Consider the following 19475-nt stretch of genomic DNA (forward strand, 5'->3'; position numbering starts at 1 on the left):
TTCTATTCTTCCTTTCTGCCGTTTCCTTCAATCTCCAGATCCGGGCAGTGCTCATCTGCGATCTCAAAATCTACCGTCCGCATAAAAACGTCCGCCCCCGTCACCCGTACAAACACTCGCTGTCCCAATTTATACGTTTTCCCGGTGCGCTCTCCTACCATCCTGAATCCGTTCTCATCATAATCATAATGGTCATCCGGCATATTTGCAACATGTACCAGGCCTTCTACCGTATTTTCTAACTCTATATACATTCCCCACCGGGTCAGTCCTGAGATTACGCCCTCGTAGACTTCTCCCACATGCCGGCTCATATATTCCGCTTTCTTCAGCTTGATAGTCTCCCGTTCCGCCTCATCTGCCCTGCGCTCCCGTTCACTGGAAGCTTTGGCTACTTCCGGCAGTATCTTTTCATAATGCGCGATCTTTTCCGGCTTCATCCGCCCTCGCAGATTATCCTTGATGATCCTGTGGATCTGCAGATCCGGATAGCGGCGGATCGGAGAAGTAAAATGAGTATAATAATTGGCCGCAAGCCCAAAATGCCCTGTATTCTCCGGCGTATATCTGGCCTGCTTCATAGACCGAAGCGCCAGCCGGCTGATCAGGGCTTCCTCCGGGCTCCCTTCCACTTTCCCCAGCAGTTTTTGAATCTCTTTTGGCCGCACCTCGTTCTGTCCCACATGCATGGAATAACCGAAATTATTGATAAAAACAGCCAAAGAACGGATCTTATCGTTGTCCGGCTGTTCATGGGTCCGGTACAGGAAAGGCAGTTCCTGCCAGTAATACTCTTCCGCCACCGTCTCATTTGCCAACAGCATAAAATCCTCGATCAACCTGGTCGCTTTATTCCTTTCGTAAGGCTTGATCTCCACAGGCATACCCGCTTCGTCCAGCACCAGCTTGCTCTCCGGGAAGTCAAAATCGATAGAGCCTCTCTTCTTCCGTCTCTGCCTCAGGATATCAGAAAGTTCGCCCATCTGCTCAAACATAGGGATCAGTTCCCGGTACCGCTCCCGCTCATGCGGATCTTGGTCTTCCAAAATCTTCTTTACACTGGTATAGGTCATCCGCTCTTTTACATGGACAACGGTCTCACCGATCTCGTGGTCGATGACCGCTCCCTGAGGATCAACCTTCATGATGCAGCTTAGGGCCAGCCGGTCGCTGCCCGCATTCAAGGAACAGATCCCATTGGACAGGACGTGTGGCAGCATAGGGATTACCCGGTCCGCCAGATAAACACTGGTCCCTCTTTTCAACGCTTCCCGGTCTAGAGCGCTGTTCTCCTGGACATAATTGGCCACATCCGCAATATGGACCCCCAGGATATAGTTCTCTCCCTCTTTCACCAGGGAAACCGCATCGTCCAGATCCTTGGCGTCTTCTCCGTCGATAGTCACCATCTGCCAGTCTCTGATATCTTTCCTGCCCGCCATATCGGCCGCGGTTACCTCTTTTGCCGCTCGCTCAGCCTGGTTCAGCACTTTCTCCGGAAATTCCATCGGCAGATCATACCCCTTTACAACGGACAGGATATCTACTCCCGGATCATTTATATGCCCAATGATCTCAACAATCTTGCCCTCCGGGTTCTTTCCGTCTTCTCCATAGGAAATCAGTTCCACAACTACCTTATGGCCGTCAACCGCTCCTCCCTCTTTTCCCTCTGGAATGAAAATATCTTTCTGGAACTTCTGGTCGTCTGGAATCACGAAGCCATAAGTCTTCTTCTGATTCTTCTGATACAGTCCTACCACCCTGGTATATCCTCTGGCCAAAACGCGGAGGATCTTGCCTTCCCGGTTCCGCCCCTCCGGCCAAGAGGTGACCAGGACTTCCACCCGATCTCCGTCAAACGCTCCGCCTGTATGTTCCTCATGGATATAAATATCGGGCTCTTCCTCAGATACCGTTACAAAACCATAACCCTTCCGGCTGGCACGGTAAGTCCCCTCCAGCGCTTTTGCCGCTCCCCTGCAGTATTTCCCGTTTTTGGAAAGATAGATCTTTCCCTCCTGCTCCAGTTCTTCCAGCAGGCTTTTTAATTCTCCCCGCTGTTCTTTCGCCACCTGCAGCATCATGGCGATCTCTTTGAATTTCATCGGTACATACAGATCGTCACAGATAAAATCGTAGAGCATTTTTTTTCGCTTTTCATCCGTTCTGTCCACCTTTTTCCAAGACCTCCATTTTTTGATCGATAAAAAAAGACACTCCTTTTTACAGGAGTGTCTCACTGTTTCTTGAAAATATACTTTCCCGTACGGCCAAACTCTGCCGATCCAGCTTGCGCAGGTCTTACGCAAAGACTTTGAGGTTCAGCACCGCCGCCAGTACAATAAACAGGACTGCCAGAAACTTTGTGGATTTCACCAGGGCTCCCTCCATAGAACGGCCTTTATTCTGGCCCCAGTATGTGTCTGCCATACCGCTGATCGTTCCAAGGCCCGCGGATTTTCCTTCCTGGAGCAGTACGATCGCTGACAGGGCAATACAGTCTATTGCAAATATGATCATAAGTATAATCTTCAGAATTTCCATCTCTACACCTCCTGTAGATAAACCATAGCTATTTTACCATAACCTATCTGGATTGGCAAGGATAAAATTCCCATCCAGCGCTGTCAGCTTTGTCTATCCTTATTGGTTCGCCCGGTACGCCTCATCCGCGCTGTACACATCGAAGCCGCTTCCTTTTAAGATATCGATCACCCGTCCAGGATCATCGCTTTTCAATATCGCCGCCGCATCAGAGCCGTTGGCGAAGGCGTACATGTACTCTACATTGACCTCTCCCTCCACGATCTGGTGCATAGCCTTAGAAAGCGATCCCGTAGCATGCGGCACCCTGAGTGCCACTACATCCGTCAGCATTGCTGTGATCCCGGCATCTTTAAGCGCCTGCCTTCCTCTGTGCGGATCGGATACGACCATGCGGAGCATTCCGTAATCTGACGTATCCGCAAGGCTTAAGGCCACAATGTTGACATCATTCTCTGCTAAAACAGACAATACTTCGTCTAAACGTCCTTCTCTATTTTCCAAAAATACCGATAACTGTTGGATCGTATTGCTCATACCCATGCTTTTCCCCTCCTTCTTACAGCTTGCGGTTGTCAATGACACGTTTCGCTTTTCCTTCACTTCTCTGGATCGTCTTTGGTTCAACCAGCTTCACTCTTACAGACAGCCCCAGCGCCTGTTTCAGCACCGCTGCCACCCGATTCTTCAGATCATCCAGCTTCCGGATCTCATCTGAAAAATATTTCTCGTCTACTTCCACCATAACGGTCAGTACATCCAAATTATTCTCCCGATCCACGATCAGCATATAATGCGGAGCCACTCCGCCGCCCATAGATAAGAGCGCTGTCTCAACCTGTGTCGGGAATACATTGACACCGCGGATTACCTTCATATCATCGGTACGTCCCGTAAACTTCTGGATCCTTGGCAGGGTCCTCCCGCATTTACATGTGCTGTGGTCAATACTGGTCAGATCTTTCGTCCGATAGCGAATCAGAGGCATTCCCTCTTTAGCCAGAGTCGTAAATACTAATTCCCCGGTCTCTCCATCCGCGCAGGGAGACTGGTCTGCCGGATTCAGGATTTCCGGATAGAAGTAGTCCTCATATACATGAAGTCCCTGATGATGGATACAATCCATAGCAACTCCTGGTCCTGTGACTTCACAGAGTCCATAGATATCAAAACTGTTGATATGGAAAATACTTTCAATCTTCTTGCGCATTTCATCGGTCCAAGGTTCTGCCCCGTTGATGCTGGCTTTGATCTGCAGACGGTCGACAACTCCCGCTTCCTGCGCCGCTTCCGCAAGATATAACGCATAAGATGGCGTGCATGCGAAAGCGGTAGCCCCGAAGTCTTCCATGCACATCAACTGCCGTTTGGTATTCCCAGAAGACATTGGGATCGCCATCGCTCCCAGCGCCTGGGCTCCCAGATCCAGTCCCATTCCTCCTGTAAACAGTCCGTATCCATAGCATACATGGAGCCGGTCAGCCGATGTAAGTCCCGCCATTACCAGAGCTCTTGCCACACATTCTCCCCACACATCTACATCCTTCTGAGTGTAGGAAGCCAGTGTCAGCTTCCCAGTAGTCCCTGAAGTTCCCTGAACTCTGACGATCTTCTCCTGTGGAACCGCCAGCAGCCCGAAAGGATAATTGTCTCTCAGATCTTCTTTTGTTGTGAAAGGAAGCTTATTGATATCTTCAATTCCTTTGATATCTCCAGGCTCTACCCCCAACGCATCCATTTTCTTCCGATAGAACTCTACATTCTCATATACATTTTTTACCTGTTTGACCAGGCGCTCACTCTGCAGGGCAGACATCTCATCCCTGCTCATACACTCAATCTTTGGATCTCTGATCCGTTCTTTCCAGTTTTCTAACGCTACTCCTGCCATTTCTTTTACTCCTTAATTCCTTCTTTATCCAGGTTCTCCCTCTTCAGGCAGGACCTGCCTGAACAACTCTTTCTCCTACAGATCGCTCTCTTCTACCATCTTTACGTCCGCGTTCTGTAAGATCTGCGCCGCTTTCTCGAAATCATCCGTACTAAACACCATCACCGGCGCTTTTCCATTTCGGATGACAAATGAATAAATGTAATTGATATTGATTCCTCCCTGCGCCAGGATTTCCAACATCTGATTCAGATTTCCCTCCCGGTCTTCCAGTTCTACGCCGATCACCTGATGGATCCGTACCACAAATCCTTTGCTGGTCAGATAGGACTTTGCCTCAGAGGGTTTGTCTACCACCAGACGCAGAATCCCAAATTCCGGTGTGTCAAACGTGGCTACAGCCCGGATATTCACATTGGCTTCCGTCAGCCTTGATGTCACATCCATCAGACTTCCCGGCTTATTTTCTACAAATACCGACAACTGCCTGATCATACCGCACCTCCTTATTTTTCTCTCTTATTTTCCGCATCCAGAATCTTCTGCGCGCTTACGATCCCCCGTCTGCATCCGTTTCCGGTCACTTCTTGTATCTCTCCGCGGTCGACAGTCACTTTCAGCACACACTCATTCCGGCAGCTTCTGCATTGCATCTTACGTATTTCCATATCTCTGCCGCCTATAACTGATAACCTACGTCAAATGCTTTTTTATTGATCTCTATAGTTTTTGGGGGAACGGTTTTTTCGATTACCTCATACCACTGTTCCTTTGTAAAATCCATATGCTGAGCCGCGATGCCCAGTACGATCAGATTAAACACTCTTGGATTCCCAAGTTTCTTAGATTCCTCTGTAGCATTGACCGCATAAACTTTGTGATCTTTTCCCAGCTCTTCCAAGATTCCTTCTGGATACTGGGCCGCTCCGATGACCACCGGCATAGGATCGATCCGCCAGTCATTCACCACCAGCGCCCCGTCCTTTTTCAAGAAATGGGCATACCGCAGAGCTTCCAGCCGCTCAAAAGCAATGATCACATCCGCCTGTCCTTCTTCCACGATCGGTTCCGCCACATGGTCCCCATACCGTACAAACGTTACCACGCTTCCACCCCTTTGAGCCATGCCGTGCACCTCGGAAAGCTTTACATCATATCCGCCTGCCAACGCTAATCCGCCCAGGATCCTGCTGGTGAGCAAAGTCCCCTGTCCGCCTACACCGACGATCATAATATTCTTTGTCTCCATTACCGGTCACCTGCCTTTACTAACTCGATCGCGTCAAACTTGCACAGACTTTCACAGAGGCCGCAGCCTGTACACATGGTATCGTCAATATGGATGGTTCCATCTGGATTCTTTGTCATAGCCGGACATCCTGGCCTCATACACATTCCACATTTTTTACATTTGTCCTCGCGGGCAATATATAACGGTTTCTTTTCTTTGCTCAAAAGTACGCAGGGCGTCTTTGTGATGATCACAGATACCTCGTCTTTTGCCACTTCCTCTTTCACCGTTTTCTCCAAGGTCTCAATATCAAAGGCGTTGACTTCTACCACGTTTTTCACGCCGATCGCCCGGCACAGTCCCGGAATATCAATGGCATAGGTTGGATCTCCCTGCAGGGTCTTTCCCGTAGCCGCGTGATCCTGATGTCCCGTCATTCCTGTGGTAGAATTATCCAGGATGATCACCGTTCCTGTAGCTTTATTATACATCATGTTCATCAGTGAATTTACCCCCGTATGCAGGAAGGTAGAATCTCCGATCACCGCAACCCAGTCTTTGATATATTCTTTGCCTTTGGCTTTCTCCATTCCATGAAGGCTGGAAATGCTTGCGCCCATACAGATCGTGGTGTCCACCACGCTCAAAGGCGCTACCGCTCCAAGGGTATAGCAGCCAATGTCTCCAGCCGCGTGAAGCTTCAGCTTGTTAAGCACATAGTACACACTTCTGTGAGGACATCCCGGACAAAGAATCGGCGGGCGTCCCGGCGCCTGTGCGGGAGCCGTGATCGAAAGTTCTTCTTTGCCGATCGCCGCCCGGATCATGTTGGCGCTGTACTCTCCCTGCACCGTGAAGATCTCTTTTCCGGTCGCCTGGATTCCCCAGGATTTCACCTGTTCTTCGATCACCGGATCTAATTCTTCCACAACGTAAAGCTTTTCCACCTTCGCCGCGAATTCTTCGATCAGCTTCCTGGGCAGCGGATTGACCATCCCCAGCTTCAGTACAGAAGCCTCAGGAAGCGCTTCTTTCACATACTGGTAGGGAATACCGCTGGTAATGACCCCGATCTTGGTATCTTTCATCTCCATCCGGTTGATCGGAAGAGTATTGGCCGCCTCCGCCAGTTCCAGGTTGCGCTTCTCGATCTCCACATGGCGGAGTTTGGCGTTCCCCGGCATCATGACTGTTTTCTGGATGTTTTTTACATAAGGTTTATCTTCTGGACATTTCCGTTCTCCCAGCTCCACCAGTCCCTGAGAATGTGCCAGTCTTGTGGTTGTCCGGAACACAAAAGGACGGTCAAACTGTTCGCTCAAATCAAAGGCCAGTTTCATGAATTCTTTGGCCTCGCTGCTGTCGGACGGCTCCAACACAGGAAGCTGGGCCGCGCGCGCCACCATTCGGGTATCCTGCTCATTCTGGGAACTATAGAGTCCCGGATCATCGGCTACCACGATCACAAGCCCGCCGTTCACGCCCATATAAGAAACCGTATACGCAGGGTCCGCCGCCACATTAAAGCCAACATGCTTCATGCATGACATAGCCCGGACTCCTGCTACGGAAGCCCCGATGGCCACCTCTGTCGCCACCTTCTCATTTGGCGACCACTCACAGTACAAGTCCTCTTTATACTGTACCAGATATTCACTGATCTCTGTGCTCGGCGTCCCCGGATAAGCGGCAGATACCTTGACTCCCGCCTCGTAGGCGCCTCTGGCAATGGCTTCATTGCCAAGCATAATCACCTTCTCTGACATTTTATAAACCATCCTTTCGTAAATCTGTTACTCTCTTTGCTTTTCCTTCAAATCTCTGAAGCGAGTAAGGCGCCACCAATTTGATCTGCGTCGCCAGTCCAAGCTGGGCTTTCAGTCCCTTCTTGATCTTCTGCTCCAGTTCGCTCAATTTTTTATAACTGTCCAGCAAGCGGTCATCCACCAGTTCTACCGTGATCGTCATTACATCCAGCCGGTTTTTCCGCTCTACCAGGATCTCATAGTGAGGACCGATTTCAGGAATCTGCAGAAGCACTTCTTCAATCTGGGTCGGGAATACATTCACGCCCCGGATCACCAGCATATCATCCGCCCGGCCGGACAGATTCTCCATCCTGGCGGTCGTACGCCCGCAGCTGCATGGCTCATAGAAAAGCCTGGTCATATCTCCGGTCCGGTAACGTACCAGCGGCAGAGCTTCTTTCCCCAGGCAGGTCACCACCAGTTCTCCCCTCTCTCCCGGCGGAAGGACTTCTTCCGTCTTTGGATCGATGATCTCCGGGATAAACCAGTCTTCATTGATGTGCATTCCGCACAGGGCCTCGCACTCTCCCGCGACACCAGGGCCGCACAGTTCGCTCATCCCATAATTCTGGGTGCAGAAGAACTGATCCCCCCAGACTTTATGCATCTCGTCTCTCATAGGCTCGGTCATTCCCTCGCCTCCAAAGAGACCGATATGGACCTTCAGATCCTTGGCCGGGTCGATGCCGCGGGCACGGATCTCCTCACCCAGATGCAGGGCGTAGGACGGTGTAGCCACCAGGAGTGTAGTCCCCATATCCTGCATGAACATGATCTGCTTCTTCGTATTTCCGGAAGACATAGGAATCACTGACGCCCCCAGCATTTCCAATCCTCCGTGCAGCCCCAGGGCGCCAGTAAAAGTGCCGTATCCAAAGGCGATCTGCGCCACATCGTCTGGAGTGGCGCCGCCCATACAGGCGATCCTGGCCACATTTCCCAGCCACACTTCCAGATCTTTTCTCGTATATCCCACCACTGTCGGCTTTCCGGTAGTCCCAGAGCTTGCGTGGAAACGGATCAGATCCTTTTTATCCACCGCGAAAAGCCCCATAGGATAATTGTCCTTAAAGTCAGATTTATATGTAAATGGCAGTTTCTTAAGATCCTCAAGGCTCTTGATATCTTCCGGCTTCACCCCGGCCTCTTCCATTTTCCTGCGGTATGGTTCCACTCTCTCATAGATATAGGGTACCGTCTGTTTTAATTTCTCTAACTGGATCTTCTCGATCTCAGCTCTTGGCAGAGTTTCTTCCTTTGCCCATATCATCTTGCTTCCTCCTTCACAGCCACAGGCTAATTCGCCTGAAAGGCAGGGCTCCTTTAATGCCCAATTTCCAAATAAGTATAACACATTACTTTTGCGATTTAAAGCATTAATTCACAAAAAACCCAGTTCCGCCATAGATAAGTTCGGGAAGGAATTTATGCTTGCATGAAATTCCGACCGGGCTTATCTATGAGCAGAGCGCCCATAAATGAGCAAAACCGCGGCGCAGCCGCGATACAGCTCCTATAGGAGCGGGTTTTGCGAAGCTCTGGGGGCGCGGCGGAACTGGGGGTTATCCACGGTCTATCTGGATAAATTTATTATAGATTTCTTCCAGCTTTTTATAACTTTCCAGAACGCCTTGGGCAACGATATACTCCATCAGTTCGGTATCTCCATTCCGTTCATATCTGCGAAACGCCTGCTGATATTTCGACTGATCCAGAATAATTGCCGGCAAGATTCCAGAATTAAGAAGCTGCTGGTTCATGATCATTCTTCCTGTACGGCCATTTCCGTCACAGAACGGATGGATCCGTTCAAACTCAATATGTTTGACGGCGATAAAAGCAATCTTTTCCCTGATTGAATCCAGCGGCATCTCTTTGATCTCTCCTGCAAATCTGTCCATTGCCTCAGGCACTTTGCTTTGATCTGGAGGGTAGTAAGTCGCTTCAGCCAGAGATCCGACATAAACATTTCTGTCACGGAATCTTCCATCACTCTGCATGATAAGCCCATTGACTTCTTTGATCCATGGCAGATCGATCGTGACATTTTTAGAAAAAGCCAGCTTCTCCGTGACCGCCTGATACATACTTTTGGCTTCCTGATACTCGGTGTATGTATGGCCTGTTCTCACTTCATCGTATTCTATTACAGCAAGTGTTTCATCCAGTGAGAGCGTATTTCCCTCCAATGAATTTGAATTCCAGCTAAGCCGCACCTGCAAATCCTTGACAAAGGGATCCCATACTAGTTTTTCCCCCTTAGCTTGAGAAAACATCTGCTGCTTTTCCATGATTTTTTCGATTTTACCTGATAAATCCAATTTCAATCTTCTTTCCTCCGCCACGACTTTTTATACAGGGCCAAACAGGCTAAACCCGCAATTACTCTCCGATCACCTTGATCAGAACCCGCTTATCCCGTTTCCCGTCAAATTCATAGTAGAAGATCTGTTCCCAGGTTCCAAAGTCCAGTCTTCCTTCTGTGATGGCCACTACCGTCTCCCGGCCCATGATCGTCCGCTTCAGATGGGCGTCCGCATTATCCTCATAGCCGTTATGGTTGTACAGACTGTAGGGCTTCTCCGGGGCCAGTCCTTCCAGCCACTTCTCGTAATCCTGATGCAGGCCGCTCTCGTCATCATTGATGAATACGCTGGCTGTGATGTTCATCGCGTTCACCAGTACCAGACCTTCTTTGACACCGCTTTGAGTGACCGCATTCTGTACCTCCTGGGTAATATTGACCAGGCCCCGCCTGGTAGGGAGATGAAAATGTAGTTCCTTGCGATATGATTTCATGATACTCCTCCTGTCTTCTACACATACTGCTTACAGCTATAATCTTCTACCTCTACCCGGATGATGGCCACCGCTTTCTCCAGCTTTGGATTAGTCTCAAATTCATCGAACTCTTTCCCTGTCTGATGCTTCATGATCAGCCCCAGCGCTTTTAACTTTTCTTCCGGTTCCACTACCTCCGCGGCCTTTCCTCTGCCGATGATGCTGGCATAATGGTAACTGTACTGGCAGGCAAGCCTCCCCTCCACCAGCTCATGACCGCAGTCCATCTCAATTCCTACGGACGGCTCCTTCCGGACCAGCTCCATCTTCCTTCCTTCTTTGGCCCCATGGAAATAAAGGACCAGCCGCTCCTCTTCGTAACAATATCCAAAATTCATAGGGACAATATAGACGCCGTCCTCATCTGCGAAACCAAGCCTGCATACCTTGCATGCCTCTATGATTTCTTGTTTCTTAACCGTCTCTGTTATTTCCCTGTCTTTTCTTCTCATCCTCTTTTCTCCTACTTCTTCACATACTTCAGGTATCCCCGCCAGGTGGTGGCGAATTTCTCCCATTCTGTCAGATATTCTTCCCGGATCTGGGTGGACAGGGCCGCCTTATGGGGCGCCGTCTTTACAACCTCCGGATTCGTCCTCGCCTCCTTCGCGATGGCCTTGAAGGCCGCCGCAAACTCATCAATATCGTCCTTGGAATAAGTTTCCACCGGTTCCGGGGTAAACGGCTCCGGAATGATCCGGGGATGATGGCTGGCAAAATAATCCTGGAACCCATAATCTACGATCCGGCGGCAGATATCATCGGTGGTGACGCCCGTCTCGTCAGTCAGTTTTTTCCAGCTTAATCTTGCCTGCTCCAGCCGGTATTTGCCCTCAGCCATAGGCATGGACAACCCATCGATCTCCAAAAGCTTCTTCAGCAAGTAGTTATTATTCAAAATAGACAGCTCGGCGATCTGCTTGATGCCGTCCGGCCCCAGGCTTCGGATGTAGGCGTAGGCCCGCACCAGTACCGCCGGAACTCCATAGAACTTCCGCAGTTTCCCAATACTGTCCGGCCTCTGATAATCCAGATAATACTTCTCCCCATCATACTCCACTGTTGGGAACGCCACATATTTGGCCAATTTCTCCGACACGCACTGAGCGCCGGCCCCCGGACCCTGACAGCCATGGGGCGATGAAAAAGACTTGTGCAGGTTGTAGTGACACATGTCAAATCCCGCGTCTCTGGCCCTGGTAATACCGAAGAGGCCGTTCAAATTGGCCTGGTCATACACACATAATCCTCCGGCCTCATGGACGATATCCACGAATTCTCTGATCTTCTCATTGTAGATTCCCGTATCCTCCGGGTTGGTGATCATCAGCGCCGCCGTATGTTCTGATACCGCCGCTTTTAAGGCTTCAATATCCGGGATTCCATTCTCATCCGGGTAGAGGGTGATGACCTTATATCCTAGAGTCGCCGCCGCTCCCGGATTGCCGGGATGAGACAGGATTGTGGTAATAATCTCATTACGCTTCTCTCCCTCGCCATTGGCCTCGTGGTATGCCCGGATGGTCTCCACATTGGCGAAAATGGCCTGGGTTCCTCCGGAGGGCTGAAGGCTTACCTTTGCCATGCCTGAGATGGCTTTCAGGTACTGCTCTTCCTTGTACATGATCTCCAGGATCCCCTGAACCGTACTCTCATCCTGATAGGGATGCAGCTCTTTTAACTTATCTGACCGCACAAACTGTTCGTTGATCTTAGGGCTGTATTTCATGGTACAGGTTCCAAGGCCGATATCAATATTGATATCCGTTCCGATGGTTTCCTGGGACAGCCTCATATAATGGCGCAGCACCTGCATCTGGGACATCTCTGGAAGTTTGGGGGCCTTCTTTCTTCTTAATCCTTCCGGGAGAAGATCTTCCGCCTTTCCTACAGCCTCCGCTGCCCTTGGATCCGCTTTTGGCACCAATACGCCCCGCTCCCCCGGACTGCCAAGTTCCATAATGATAGGCTCATCCCATCTTGCCTCGTGAAAATCTCTGTCTGTTTTATAGTATCCCATCTCTAGCACCCCCTTGCGATCTTATCCAAAACTTCCGCCAAATGGTCGATCTCCGTTGCCGTGGTCAGCTCCGATACGCAGTAGAGGGCGCTCTGCCCCAGTTCTTTGAAATCCCCGCTTAGATCCTTGCCTCCAAAGATCCGCTCTTTCAAAAGCGCCTGGTTGATTTCTTTTACCGTTTTCCCAGTATCTGTAAAATCTACCACAAACTCCTGGAAATTCCTGTTTTGGAATACATTTACCCGGATTCCAGGTACCTCTTTCAACTTCCGGATAGCGTAATTCACATTCTGGATGATGGTCTCGCCCAATTCATACATTCCCTGGGGACCCATGCAGGCAAGATAAACGCCCGCTGTAATGCCCCACAGTCCGGTCTCTGTTCCAAAATATTCGTTGGCGTTCTCTCTGCTTCCATGGGAACAGCGTTCATTCATGGCCCGTCCCCATCCGTAGACGCCTTCTTTCTCCGTTTCCGCAATCCCGTACATATAGGTAGGAAATTCCCGGATCAGTTCCACATCCTGCCGGCAGGCAATAAATCCCGCCTGGCCGCCTCCAAACTGGATGTGCATTCCCAGCGGCTGGATATCTCCACATACAATATCCGCTCCCAGATTCATGGGGCTTTCCATGATGCCAAGGGCTGCCACCTCCGGCTGGACAATACACAGAGCTCCGTATTGATGGGCCAGCTCCGCGATCTTCTCTCCTCTGGTCTCAAAGAATCCAAGATAGGAGGGATTTTCATAGAAGACGGCGCCCACCTTTCCCGTTTTCAGCTTATCTTCCAAGTCTAAAAGGTCCATAAGCCCTGTCTCTGGCTCATAGGCTGCTTTTACGACCTTAGCAGTACCGCGGCAGTAGGATTCCGCCTGAGAAAAAATCTCCGGATTCATGGTGGAGGGCACTAAAACCTCTGTCTTTGGCGTATTTCTGCCTTCCATTACCCGCAGGGCGATCCTGAGAGACGAGGATACTGCCTGGCCGCCATCGTAATTGGTATAGCTTACCACGTCCGCATCCAGCAGTTCTCCCATCATGCTCGCATACTCGAAAATTGCCTGCATTTTTCCATGATCCGAGTAGGTATCCCCGCAGTATCCTGTCAGGAATTCCCCTCTGGAATTGATCTCATCACACAGCGCCGGTACCTGATGTTTATAACATCCCGCTCCCAGGAAACTGGTATATTCTTCCGTTGATATATTTTTATCCAAAATTCCCATCACATGCTTTTTCAGTTCATGCTCGCTTAAGATCGGTTCCGGCAGATCCAGCCTTTCTTTGTAGAGAAGTTCATCCGGAATCACGCTTTTGTAGATCTCTTCTACGCTTTTTACGCCGATCTTGCGCAGCATTTCCTCCTTGATCTCAGGAACACTATTTGGCATATATGGATGTACAAACTCTTTTCCCACTTTCATCAGCTCCCTTCTATAATCCCTGTTTTCATGGTCAAGACACCCTCCGCGCTCTCTTTTTATTCTACACTTTTCGCTAAAACCTCTCAAGTATTTGTCAATTTCTTTCCACTCGGTACAGCGCCGACTCACGGGCGTTAAACCGGATCTTATAATACCCCGCCAGATAACGGTCTGTCTCCGGGTCTCCGGTATCCACCAGCATAGGTCTTGTCCCAAGTCCTGCCAGCTTCTGTCTTGTCACCGCGATGCGGATATGCTCCTTGGTCACTTTCCGTATGATCCTTGGACTGATCTGTTGATTTCCCCGGCCAAACAGGAAACCGTTCCCGCCAATACAAGTCACAATGATCTCTGCTCTCTCTCCCGCCTCTAAAAACGCGTAGATTGTCTTTTCGTCCGCGTCTTTTGCCAGAAGCTTTCCGTCTTTCACCACATCTACGCCGCGCAGTGTCCCTCGGCCGCACATTTTTTCCTTGATCTGGAAAGTAGTGCCTCCCGGCCCGATGATATAGAGCATGCCCTTTTTCCTTTCCGACACAACATCCAGCGCCAGTATCTCGGCTTCCGCCGCGTTTCCCCGGCTCATCTCTTTTGCCCGCTGCAGCCTCGCGCCATCGTCCGGCACCGTCAGAAATCCGTATAGCGCGGGACTGACAGATGCTTTTCCAAGATCCGCCTCGTCAAGATCCATCACCTCGCGCGGGACAAAGGACAGATGTTTTCCCCGGATAAAATCTCGCAGGAGTTCTCCCGCCTGCCAGGGATTCACCGCGTAACAGGCAGAGTACATCTTCACGCCCGCGGGAACACCCAGTACGGGGAAATGGCTTCCCACCGCCTCATAAATGTCCCTCGCCGTTCCGTCTCCCCCGCAGAACACCAGAAGATCCACACCCTGTTCTTTCATTTTTTCCGCAAAAACCACCGTATCTTCCCGGCAGGTCTCCGTCCCGCTTTGCCCCAGAGAATAGTATGGTATCCCTGCTTCCTCAAGAACCATTCCTCCCATCTCTCCTTCCGGGGAAAAAATCTGGCACCCCTGTTCTCCTTGTATCTGACCCGCGCAGGCAGCGGCTTTTTTAAAGGCCGTCTTCTGATAGCCGAGCTTCATCGCATTTTCCCTGCTTTTGCAGTCGTCGCTCCCCTTCATTCCAGCCTGGCCGCCAAGCCCCGCCACCGGGTTGATCAGAAATCCGATTTTCTTCATGACACGCAGCCTCCTGTCTCTATCTTCGCTTAAAAACAAATGCCGGAATAGGCGGATGGTTCTCCCTGTTATAATAAGAATTCAGGATTACTGTGAACTGATTAGCGGGCAGTCCGCCAAGAAAATGGAGAAGCGCCTCTTTTTCCGCGAATCCCGTATCTCCCCCGCTGTAGATACAAAGACTCATTACGCCGTTTTGTTTCAAAAGGCCAAGTCCCTTTTTCACCGCCTCTACACTAGTCTCCGGCTTTGTTGCGATCCGGTGGTCTCCGCCCGGCAGATAGCCAAAATTAAAACAGATCCCATCCGCGCTCTCTGGCGGCAGATAAGCATCCATGTGTTCATGGCCGTCCCGGATAAGCCTGGCCCGTCCTCTCACCCCTTCTTTTTCCAACAAAAGCCGGGTCATCTCCAGGGCCTTCTCCTGGACATCAAAAGCGTAGACTTTTCCTTCTTCTCCCGCCAAATGGCAAAGGAAAAGGGTATCCATCCCTTTTCCCATCGTACCGTCAATATAGACTCCATTTTCTCGGACATAGGCGCGGAAAATCTCATGGCACCAGTCCGTGATCCTCAAAGATTTCATCTTTTCGCGCTCCTTATTTCTAATTGATCTCCTGCTCCCAGACTTCGATTTCCTCTTTCAAAAGGCTGACATATCTTTGGATCTGCTGATCGTGCTGATTTTCTTCCTTCATCAGCAGGACCAGATTCCGATTGGCGTTCGGGATATTCCGTCCTACCAAGTGATGGCGCCTTAATTCTTCCTTCTGATAAGGAGTGCAGATCACAAAACTATTGGTATTCTCCAGCAGTTTAAACCTGGCTTCCCCCGGTTCCATCACAATATGCAGCTTTACTTCTTTCAGAAGTTTCTCCACTTCCGGCGGGGCATAATTTTTCGCTAATCCTTCATTAGAGATACAAGGATAGCCCACATAATCTTCCAGGTCTACCGTCTCTTTTTTCGCGAGCGGATGCTTTTCCGGAAGCACCACATGCAAAGTCGTATAAGCCAGCACTTCCGAATGCAGGCCCTCCTTCTGGAATTCCTTCTCAAACTGGCCGTACAGCTCCTGTCTGCAGGTGATCACAGACACGTCCGCCAGGTCCTGATCCAGAAGCTCGATCCCCTCCTTGACCGTTCCAATCCTGCGAAGTTTACAGTTCAGGGAATGAGCCGTATCAATATAGTTTGTGCAGAATTTTGTAAATGCCCTTTCCGAAAAAGGATAGGCATAGGTCGCGACAGAAAGCCGGACTCTGGTACCTTCTTCGCTGATCATATAGATTTTCTTCATGTTCCGCTCAATAGCATGGGCGTACTGCAGGAAGGCTTCCCCCTGTTTCGTCACTCGCATCCCATTATAGGTGCGTTCAAATATCTGATATCCGATCTCCTGCTCCAGCAGCGCAAGAGAACTGCTGGCATTCGGCTGGGCCATAAACAGATTCGAAGCTGCTTTTGAAACAGAGCCACATCTGCCGATTTCCAGGGCCAGCAATATCTGTTCTGTTTTCATACTCACACTTCCTCTTAATTTTAATCCCGATTTAATCTCAGTATAGCATTGGTCTTATATTTCATCAATGATTTTCAAAAAAGCAGGGGCCCTACGGCCCCTGCCCCAGTCTCATATTCAACCTTAATTTCAGAAGATAGATACAAGAATCCTCATCACGATCATAGACAGCAACGAATTTAAAATATTAATTCCGATCAGGAACGCGTAATACTTGTTCTTTACCGTCGCGGTTCCAAGACAGCGCCCCATATACTGCAGGGAAGCTCCCATCATCAGGATTCCCGGAATCAGGATCGTAATATGGTCATTTCCCAGCGCCCCTGAGGCATAGAGACTGGCTGCCGCTCCAACTCCACCTCCGACAGACAAAAAGCCCGCGATCAAAACTGTAGCGGCGATCCCCGGAAGTCCAAACAGTCCCATTACCGGCTGACAGACCTTGCCAAGAATATCGGAGAGCCCCGTCAGATTCAAAATCTGGATCAGCACAAAGGCAAACAGCACATTCGGCACCATTGAATTTATAGAAATCTTATACCCGTTTCTCGCGCCTTCCACAAAGGCATCCACGATCGTCTTTTTCTCCATTACTTTTGCTTTTTCTTCCATCAGATCTCCTCCTTACAGAATTTGTACAGATAGATCCGGGTCAGATTCGCCCCAAATATCTTAAATACAAATACGACCACCAGCGGTATAATGATCGGCACTGACAAAAATGGGAACAGCGCCGCGCAGGAAGACAAGTAGTTGGTCAATGTTGCTCCCGCGGAAAACTGGAAACAGGCGAAAATGGTCTTCTGTTTTTCATCGATCATCCCGTCCTGGGCCAGCTCTGCCGTCATCGATGCTCCCGCATCTGTGGATTGAAGGCTGGCGATCAGGGTCAGTCCGCAGATTCCCGGGATTCCCAAAAGCGGCATAAGAAGCGGCGTCAGCAGTTTTTGCGCTGCCCGCAGGCCATCCAGATGCTCCACTACCTTTACAACTCCAAGGGCCAACATGACTGCCGGGATAAGCGTCAGGGCAAAAAGCCATGCATCTCTCGCGCCGCTTCCTCCAGTTCCTCTGAAGTCGGCCGCCAGTGTCCCCGCATCTTCCGCGATTTCTCCCAGGGAACCAAAAGAACCAGAAATATTTGTAAAGTCCAGCGCTTTGATAGGTCCTTCAGCGGAAGAAAAGACTCCTGAGAAAAATAATATCGTAAGAACTAAAACAATATAGCCATACCAGCGTACAGAAACTTGTTCGCTATATTTTTTTCCTCCATTCTCCATATGCAAATTCCTTTCTTAAATCGGCTGGCCGCTCCCGGGCCAGCCGCTCTCATCGTACACACTCCTACTCTACCTTCACCGTCGGATAAACCGTTCCTTCTTTCATAACAAACGCACAGTCCAGCAGGGCCTTGGGATCTGTCAAAAGATCTCTCTTCCAGGCTGAGATGTCCGCCGCTTTTCCCGGCTCTATGGTCCCGATCAAATCTTCCAGTCCAAGAATTCCGGCATTGACGCTGGTTGCGGCTTTCAGCGCACGGAACGGATCAATTCCAGAATTCAGCCAGGATTCGTATTCATAACCATTTTCATAAGCGTTATGTACCGCTACGAAATCTGTGCCGTAGCCTAACCGGATCTTACTGTTAATGATCGTCTGCCGACCAGCTTTCAATCTCTCCGAATACTGGCGCAGCTTCTGCTGGAACTGAGGCGTTTTCTTCTTCAAAGACTCTTCATTCAGGTTAATGATATCGTCATAAGGGCAGAAAGTAGGTACCAGATAAATATCCCGTTCTTCCATTACTCTGGCGGTGTCTTCCGTGATCAGGGAACCATGCTCCATACCGTCGATCCCCATCAAAGCCACCTTCTTCATCTGCTCTGAATTATAGATATGGGCGGTTACCGTCCGTCCGAGAGCATGAGCTGTATCGATAATCACCTTGATTTCCTCATCGCTCAGCTGCTGGTCGTCCGGCGTGTCATTCGGCGTACTGAAACCGCCGTTGATCATAATCTTAATGAAATCTGCTCCCATCTTGATCTCATTGCGTACCGCATGGCGGAAGAAGTCTACGCCGGTTCCGATCGTCGGCGTCATTTTCGCAAACGCTTCCGCAAGGTCAGGATTGGTCCGAAGATACTGGGAATGGTCTCCGTGACTTCCCACATCCGCCATATAGTGAGGCGTAACCACCATCCTTGCTCCTGGGAAAAGTCCAAGATCGATCATTTCTCTGGCCGCGAGGCTTCCTCTTGCCTCATAGGTAGAATTTCCAATGGATCGGATGGTCGTAAACCCTCTGTATAGAGATTCCCGCGCGTTATACAGATGGCACATACTCTTCCAGGCCGCGCCCCGGTAAACGATGTCGTGATTCCGAGTGGGCCAGTCAATATACTGGCTGTGGACATGGGCATCGATCATTCCTGGGGTAACGGTACAGTCCGTAAGGTCGATCACTTCCGTCCCCTCCGGACAGGCAAGATCTTTCCCCACGGCAGAGATCCGGTTTCCCTCAACCAGGATCTCCATATCCGGCTGAAGTACATCCTGGATTCCGTCAAACATCTTCCCGCATTTGATCAGTTTGCTTTCACTCATGCTGCATACCTCCTATCCTTTTCGGCATAACAAAATTGTCTTAACGCAATTCAATTCCATGGAAATAGTCTAAATTACTCGAATAATCTTAAATTATATTTAAATTATAAGATAATTTTGCAACATTGTGAAATATTTATTAAATATAACTATATATGAAATCCATATATAAAATTGAGGGCGCCAACGAACACAGATCTCTTTCCCAAATGATTGTCTGCTCATTAACAGAGCCGTCCACCATGGACAAGATGGCAGAATAGACAATTCAAAAACCCAAATTCAAAAATAGACACAAAACAAATGATAAAAGCCTGTGAGGCAGCCGCCATCAGCGGCATTTTGCTCACAGGCTTAAGACTCCCCTTTGATC

The 19475-nt window shown here is 49.8% G+C and carries 19 protein-coding genes; all 19 read right to left on the reverse strand.

The features are described 5' to 3' along the window. Positions 1 to 2: 2 nt before the first annotated feature. Positions 3 to 2147, reverse strand: a complete 2145-nt coding sequence (gene rnr / locus FND36_12165; protein QDW75626.1) for a ribonuclease R — start codon at positions 2145 to 2147, stop codon at positions 3 to 5. A 157-nt stretch (positions 2148 to 2304) separates the two neighbouring features. Further along, positions 2305 to 2547, reverse strand: coding sequence for a preprotein translocase subunit SecG (secG, locus tag FND36_12170; protein QDW74723.1), 243 nt, complete (start codon positions 2545 to 2547; stop codon positions 2305 to 2307). Between the two features lie 99 nt (positions 2548 to 2646). Beyond that, entirely contained in the window at positions 2647 to 3090 is a 444-nt protein-coding gene (locus FND36_12175; GenBank protein QDW74724.1) for an amino acid-binding protein, read from the reverse strand. Between the two features lie 16 nt (positions 3091 to 3106). Further along, complete coding sequence (locus FND36_12180; protein ID QDW74725.1) at positions 3107 to 4438, reverse strand: phenylacetate--CoA ligase; 1332 nt, start codon at positions 4436 to 4438, stop codon at positions 3107 to 3109. Between the two features lie 75 nt (positions 4439 to 4513). Beyond that, complete coding sequence (locus tag FND36_12185; protein QDW74726.1) at positions 4514 to 4933, reverse strand: ACT domain-containing protein; 420 nt, start codon at positions 4931 to 4933, stop codon at positions 4514 to 4516. Between the two features lie 184 nt (positions 4934 to 5117). Beyond that, on the reverse strand, positions 5118 to 5687 hold the full coding sequence (locus FND36_12190) for an indolepyruvate oxidoreductase subunit beta (protein ID QDW74727.1): 570 nt from the start codon (positions 5685 to 5687) through the stop codon (positions 5118 to 5120). Next, entirely contained in the window at positions 5687 to 7435 is a 1749-nt protein-coding gene (gene iorA, locus FND36_12195) for an indolepyruvate ferredoxin oxidoreductase subunit alpha (protein QDW74728.1), read from the reverse strand. The genes FND36_12190 and iorA overlap by 1 nt, the downstream gene beginning before the upstream one ends. 1 nt (position 7436) lies before the next feature. Further along, complete coding sequence (locus FND36_12200) at positions 7437 to 8747, reverse strand: phenylacetate--CoA ligase (protein QDW74729.1); 1311 nt, start codon at positions 8745 to 8747, stop codon at positions 7437 to 7439. Positions 8748 to 9039: 292 nt separating this feature from the next. Next, a complete protein-coding gene (locus FND36_12205; protein QDW74730.1) occupies positions 9040 to 9804 on the reverse strand; it encodes a Fic family protein in 765 nt (254 codons plus the stop codon). A 55-nt stretch (positions 9805 to 9859) separates the two neighbouring features. Next, positions 9860 to 10276 carry a YjbQ family protein gene (locus FND36_12210; GenBank protein ID QDW74731.1) on the reverse strand — a complete coding sequence of 139 codons (417 nt, stop codon included), beginning with the start codon at positions 10274 to 10276 and terminating at the stop codon, positions 9860 to 9862. Between the two features lie 17 nt (positions 10277 to 10293). After that, a complete protein-coding gene (locus FND36_12215) occupies positions 10294 to 10770 on the reverse strand; it encodes a pyridoxamine 5'-phosphate oxidase family protein (protein ID QDW74732.1) in 477 nt (158 codons plus the stop codon). Between the two features lie 11 nt (positions 10771 to 10781). Next, entirely contained in the window at positions 10782 to 12338 is a 1557-nt protein-coding gene (locus tag FND36_12220; GenBank protein ID QDW74733.1) for a glycine dehydrogenase subunit 2, read from the reverse strand. A 2-nt stretch (positions 12339 to 12340) separates the two neighbouring features. Continuing rightward, on the reverse strand, positions 12341 to 13759 hold the full coding sequence (locus FND36_12225; protein ID QDW75627.1) for an aminomethyl-transferring glycine dehydrogenase subunit GcvPA: 1419 nt from the start codon (positions 13757 to 13759) through the stop codon (positions 12341 to 12343). 100 nt (positions 13760 to 13859) lie between these two features. Next, complete coding sequence (locus FND36_12230) at positions 13860 to 14972, reverse strand: hypothetical protein (protein QDW74734.1); 1113 nt, start codon at positions 14970 to 14972, stop codon at positions 13860 to 13862. Between the two features lie 19 nt (positions 14973 to 14991). Beyond that, positions 14992 to 15558, reverse strand: coding sequence for a 16S rRNA (cytosine(1402)-N(4))-methyltransferase (gene mraW, locus FND36_12235; GenBank protein ID QDW74735.1), 567 nt, complete (start codon positions 15556 to 15558; stop codon positions 14992 to 14994). A 19-nt stretch (positions 15559 to 15577) separates the two neighbouring features. Next, positions 15578 to 16495, reverse strand: a complete 918-nt coding sequence (locus FND36_12240) for a LysR family transcriptional regulator (protein QDW74736.1) — start codon at positions 16493 to 16495, stop codon at positions 15578 to 15580. Between the two features lie 129 nt (positions 16496 to 16624). Further along, positions 16625 to 17086, reverse strand: a complete 462-nt coding sequence (locus tag FND36_12245; protein QDW75628.1) for a hypothetical protein — start codon at positions 17084 to 17086, stop codon at positions 16625 to 16627. A gap of 20 nt (positions 17087 to 17106) precedes the next feature. Continuing rightward, positions 17107 to 17775 (reverse strand): hypothetical protein, encoded by a 669-nt coding sequence (locus tag FND36_12250; protein QDW74737.1) that lies wholly within the window; start codon positions 17773 to 17775, stop codon positions 17107 to 17109. Between the two features lie 64 nt (positions 17776 to 17839). Then, on the reverse strand, positions 17840 to 19102 hold the full coding sequence (locus FND36_12255) for an amidohydrolase family protein (protein QDW74738.1): 1263 nt from the start codon (positions 19100 to 19102) through the stop codon (positions 17840 to 17842). Between the last annotated feature and the right edge of the window lie 373 nt (positions 19103 to 19475).

Source organism: Lachnospiraceae bacterium KGMB03038, assembly GCA_007361935.1.
GTDB lineage: Bacteria > Bacillota > Clostridia > Lachnospirales > Lachnospiraceae > Massilistercora.

What these genes read in the sequence shown, in the direction of transcription:
- FND36_12200 (QDW74729.1), bottom strand. Translation starts at nt 8,747, where the DNA reads ATGATATGGGCAAAGGAAGAAACTCTGCCAAGAGCTGAGATCGAGAAG.
- FND36_12220 (QDW74733.1), bottom strand. Translation starts at nt 12,338, where the DNA reads ATGGGATACTATAAAACAGACAGAGATTTTCACGAGGCAAGATGGGAT.
- FND36_12255 (QDW74738.1), bottom strand. Translation starts at nt 19,102, where the DNA reads ATGAGTGAAAGCAAACTGATCAAATGCGGGAAGATGTTTGACGGAATC.
- rnr (QDW75626.1), bottom strand. Translation starts at nt 2,147, where the DNA reads ATGCTCTACGATTTTATCTGTGACGATCTGTATGTACCGATGAAATTC.
- FND36_12230 (QDW74734.1), bottom strand. Translation starts at nt 14,972, where the DNA reads ATGAAGAAAATCGGATTTCTGATCAACCCGGTGGCGGGGCTTGGCGGC.
- FND36_12250 (QDW74737.1), bottom strand. Translation starts at nt 17,775, where the DNA reads ATGGAGAATGGAGGAAAAAAATATAGCGAACAAGTTTCTGTACGCTGG.
- FND36_12240 (QDW74736.1), bottom strand. Translation starts at nt 16,495, where the DNA reads ATGAAAACAGAACAGATATTGCTGGCCCTGGAAATCGGCAGATGTGGC.
- FND36_12190 (QDW74727.1), bottom strand. Translation starts at nt 5,687, where the DNA reads ATGGAGACAAAGAATATTATGATCGTCGGTGTAGGCGGACAGGGGACT.
- FND36_12215 (QDW74732.1), bottom strand. Translation starts at nt 10,770, where the DNA reads ATGAGAAGAAAAGACAGGGAAATAACAGAGACGGTTAAGAAACAAGAA.
- FND36_12185 (QDW74726.1), bottom strand. Translation starts at nt 4,933, where the DNA reads ATGATCAGGCAGTTGTCGGTATTTGTAGAAAATAAGCCGGGAAGTCTG.
- FND36_12245 (QDW75628.1), bottom strand. Translation starts at nt 17,086, where the DNA reads ATGGAGAAAAAGACGATCGTGGATGCCTTTGTGGAAGGCGCGAGAAAC.
- iorA (QDW74728.1), bottom strand. Translation starts at nt 7,435, where the DNA reads ATGTCAGAGAAGGTGATTATGCTTGGCAATGAAGCCATTGCCAGAGGC.
- FND36_12175 (QDW74724.1), bottom strand. Translation starts at nt 3,090, where the DNA reads ATGGGTATGAGCAATACGATCCAACAGTTATCGGTATTTTTGGAAAAT.
- FND36_12180 (QDW74725.1), bottom strand. Translation starts at nt 4,438, where the DNA reads ATGGCAGGAGTAGCGTTAGAAAACTGGAAAGAACGGATCAGAGATCCA.
- FND36_12210 (QDW74731.1), bottom strand. Translation starts at nt 10,276, where the DNA reads ATGAAATCATATCGCAAGGAACTACATTTTCATCTCCCTACCAGGCGG.
- secG (QDW74723.1), bottom strand. Translation starts at nt 2,547, where the DNA reads ATGGAAATTCTGAAGATTATACTTATGATCATATTTGCAATAGACTGT.
- mraW (QDW74735.1), bottom strand. Translation starts at nt 15,558, where the DNA reads ATGAAATCTTTGAGGATCACGGACTGGTGCCATGAGATTTTCCGCGCC.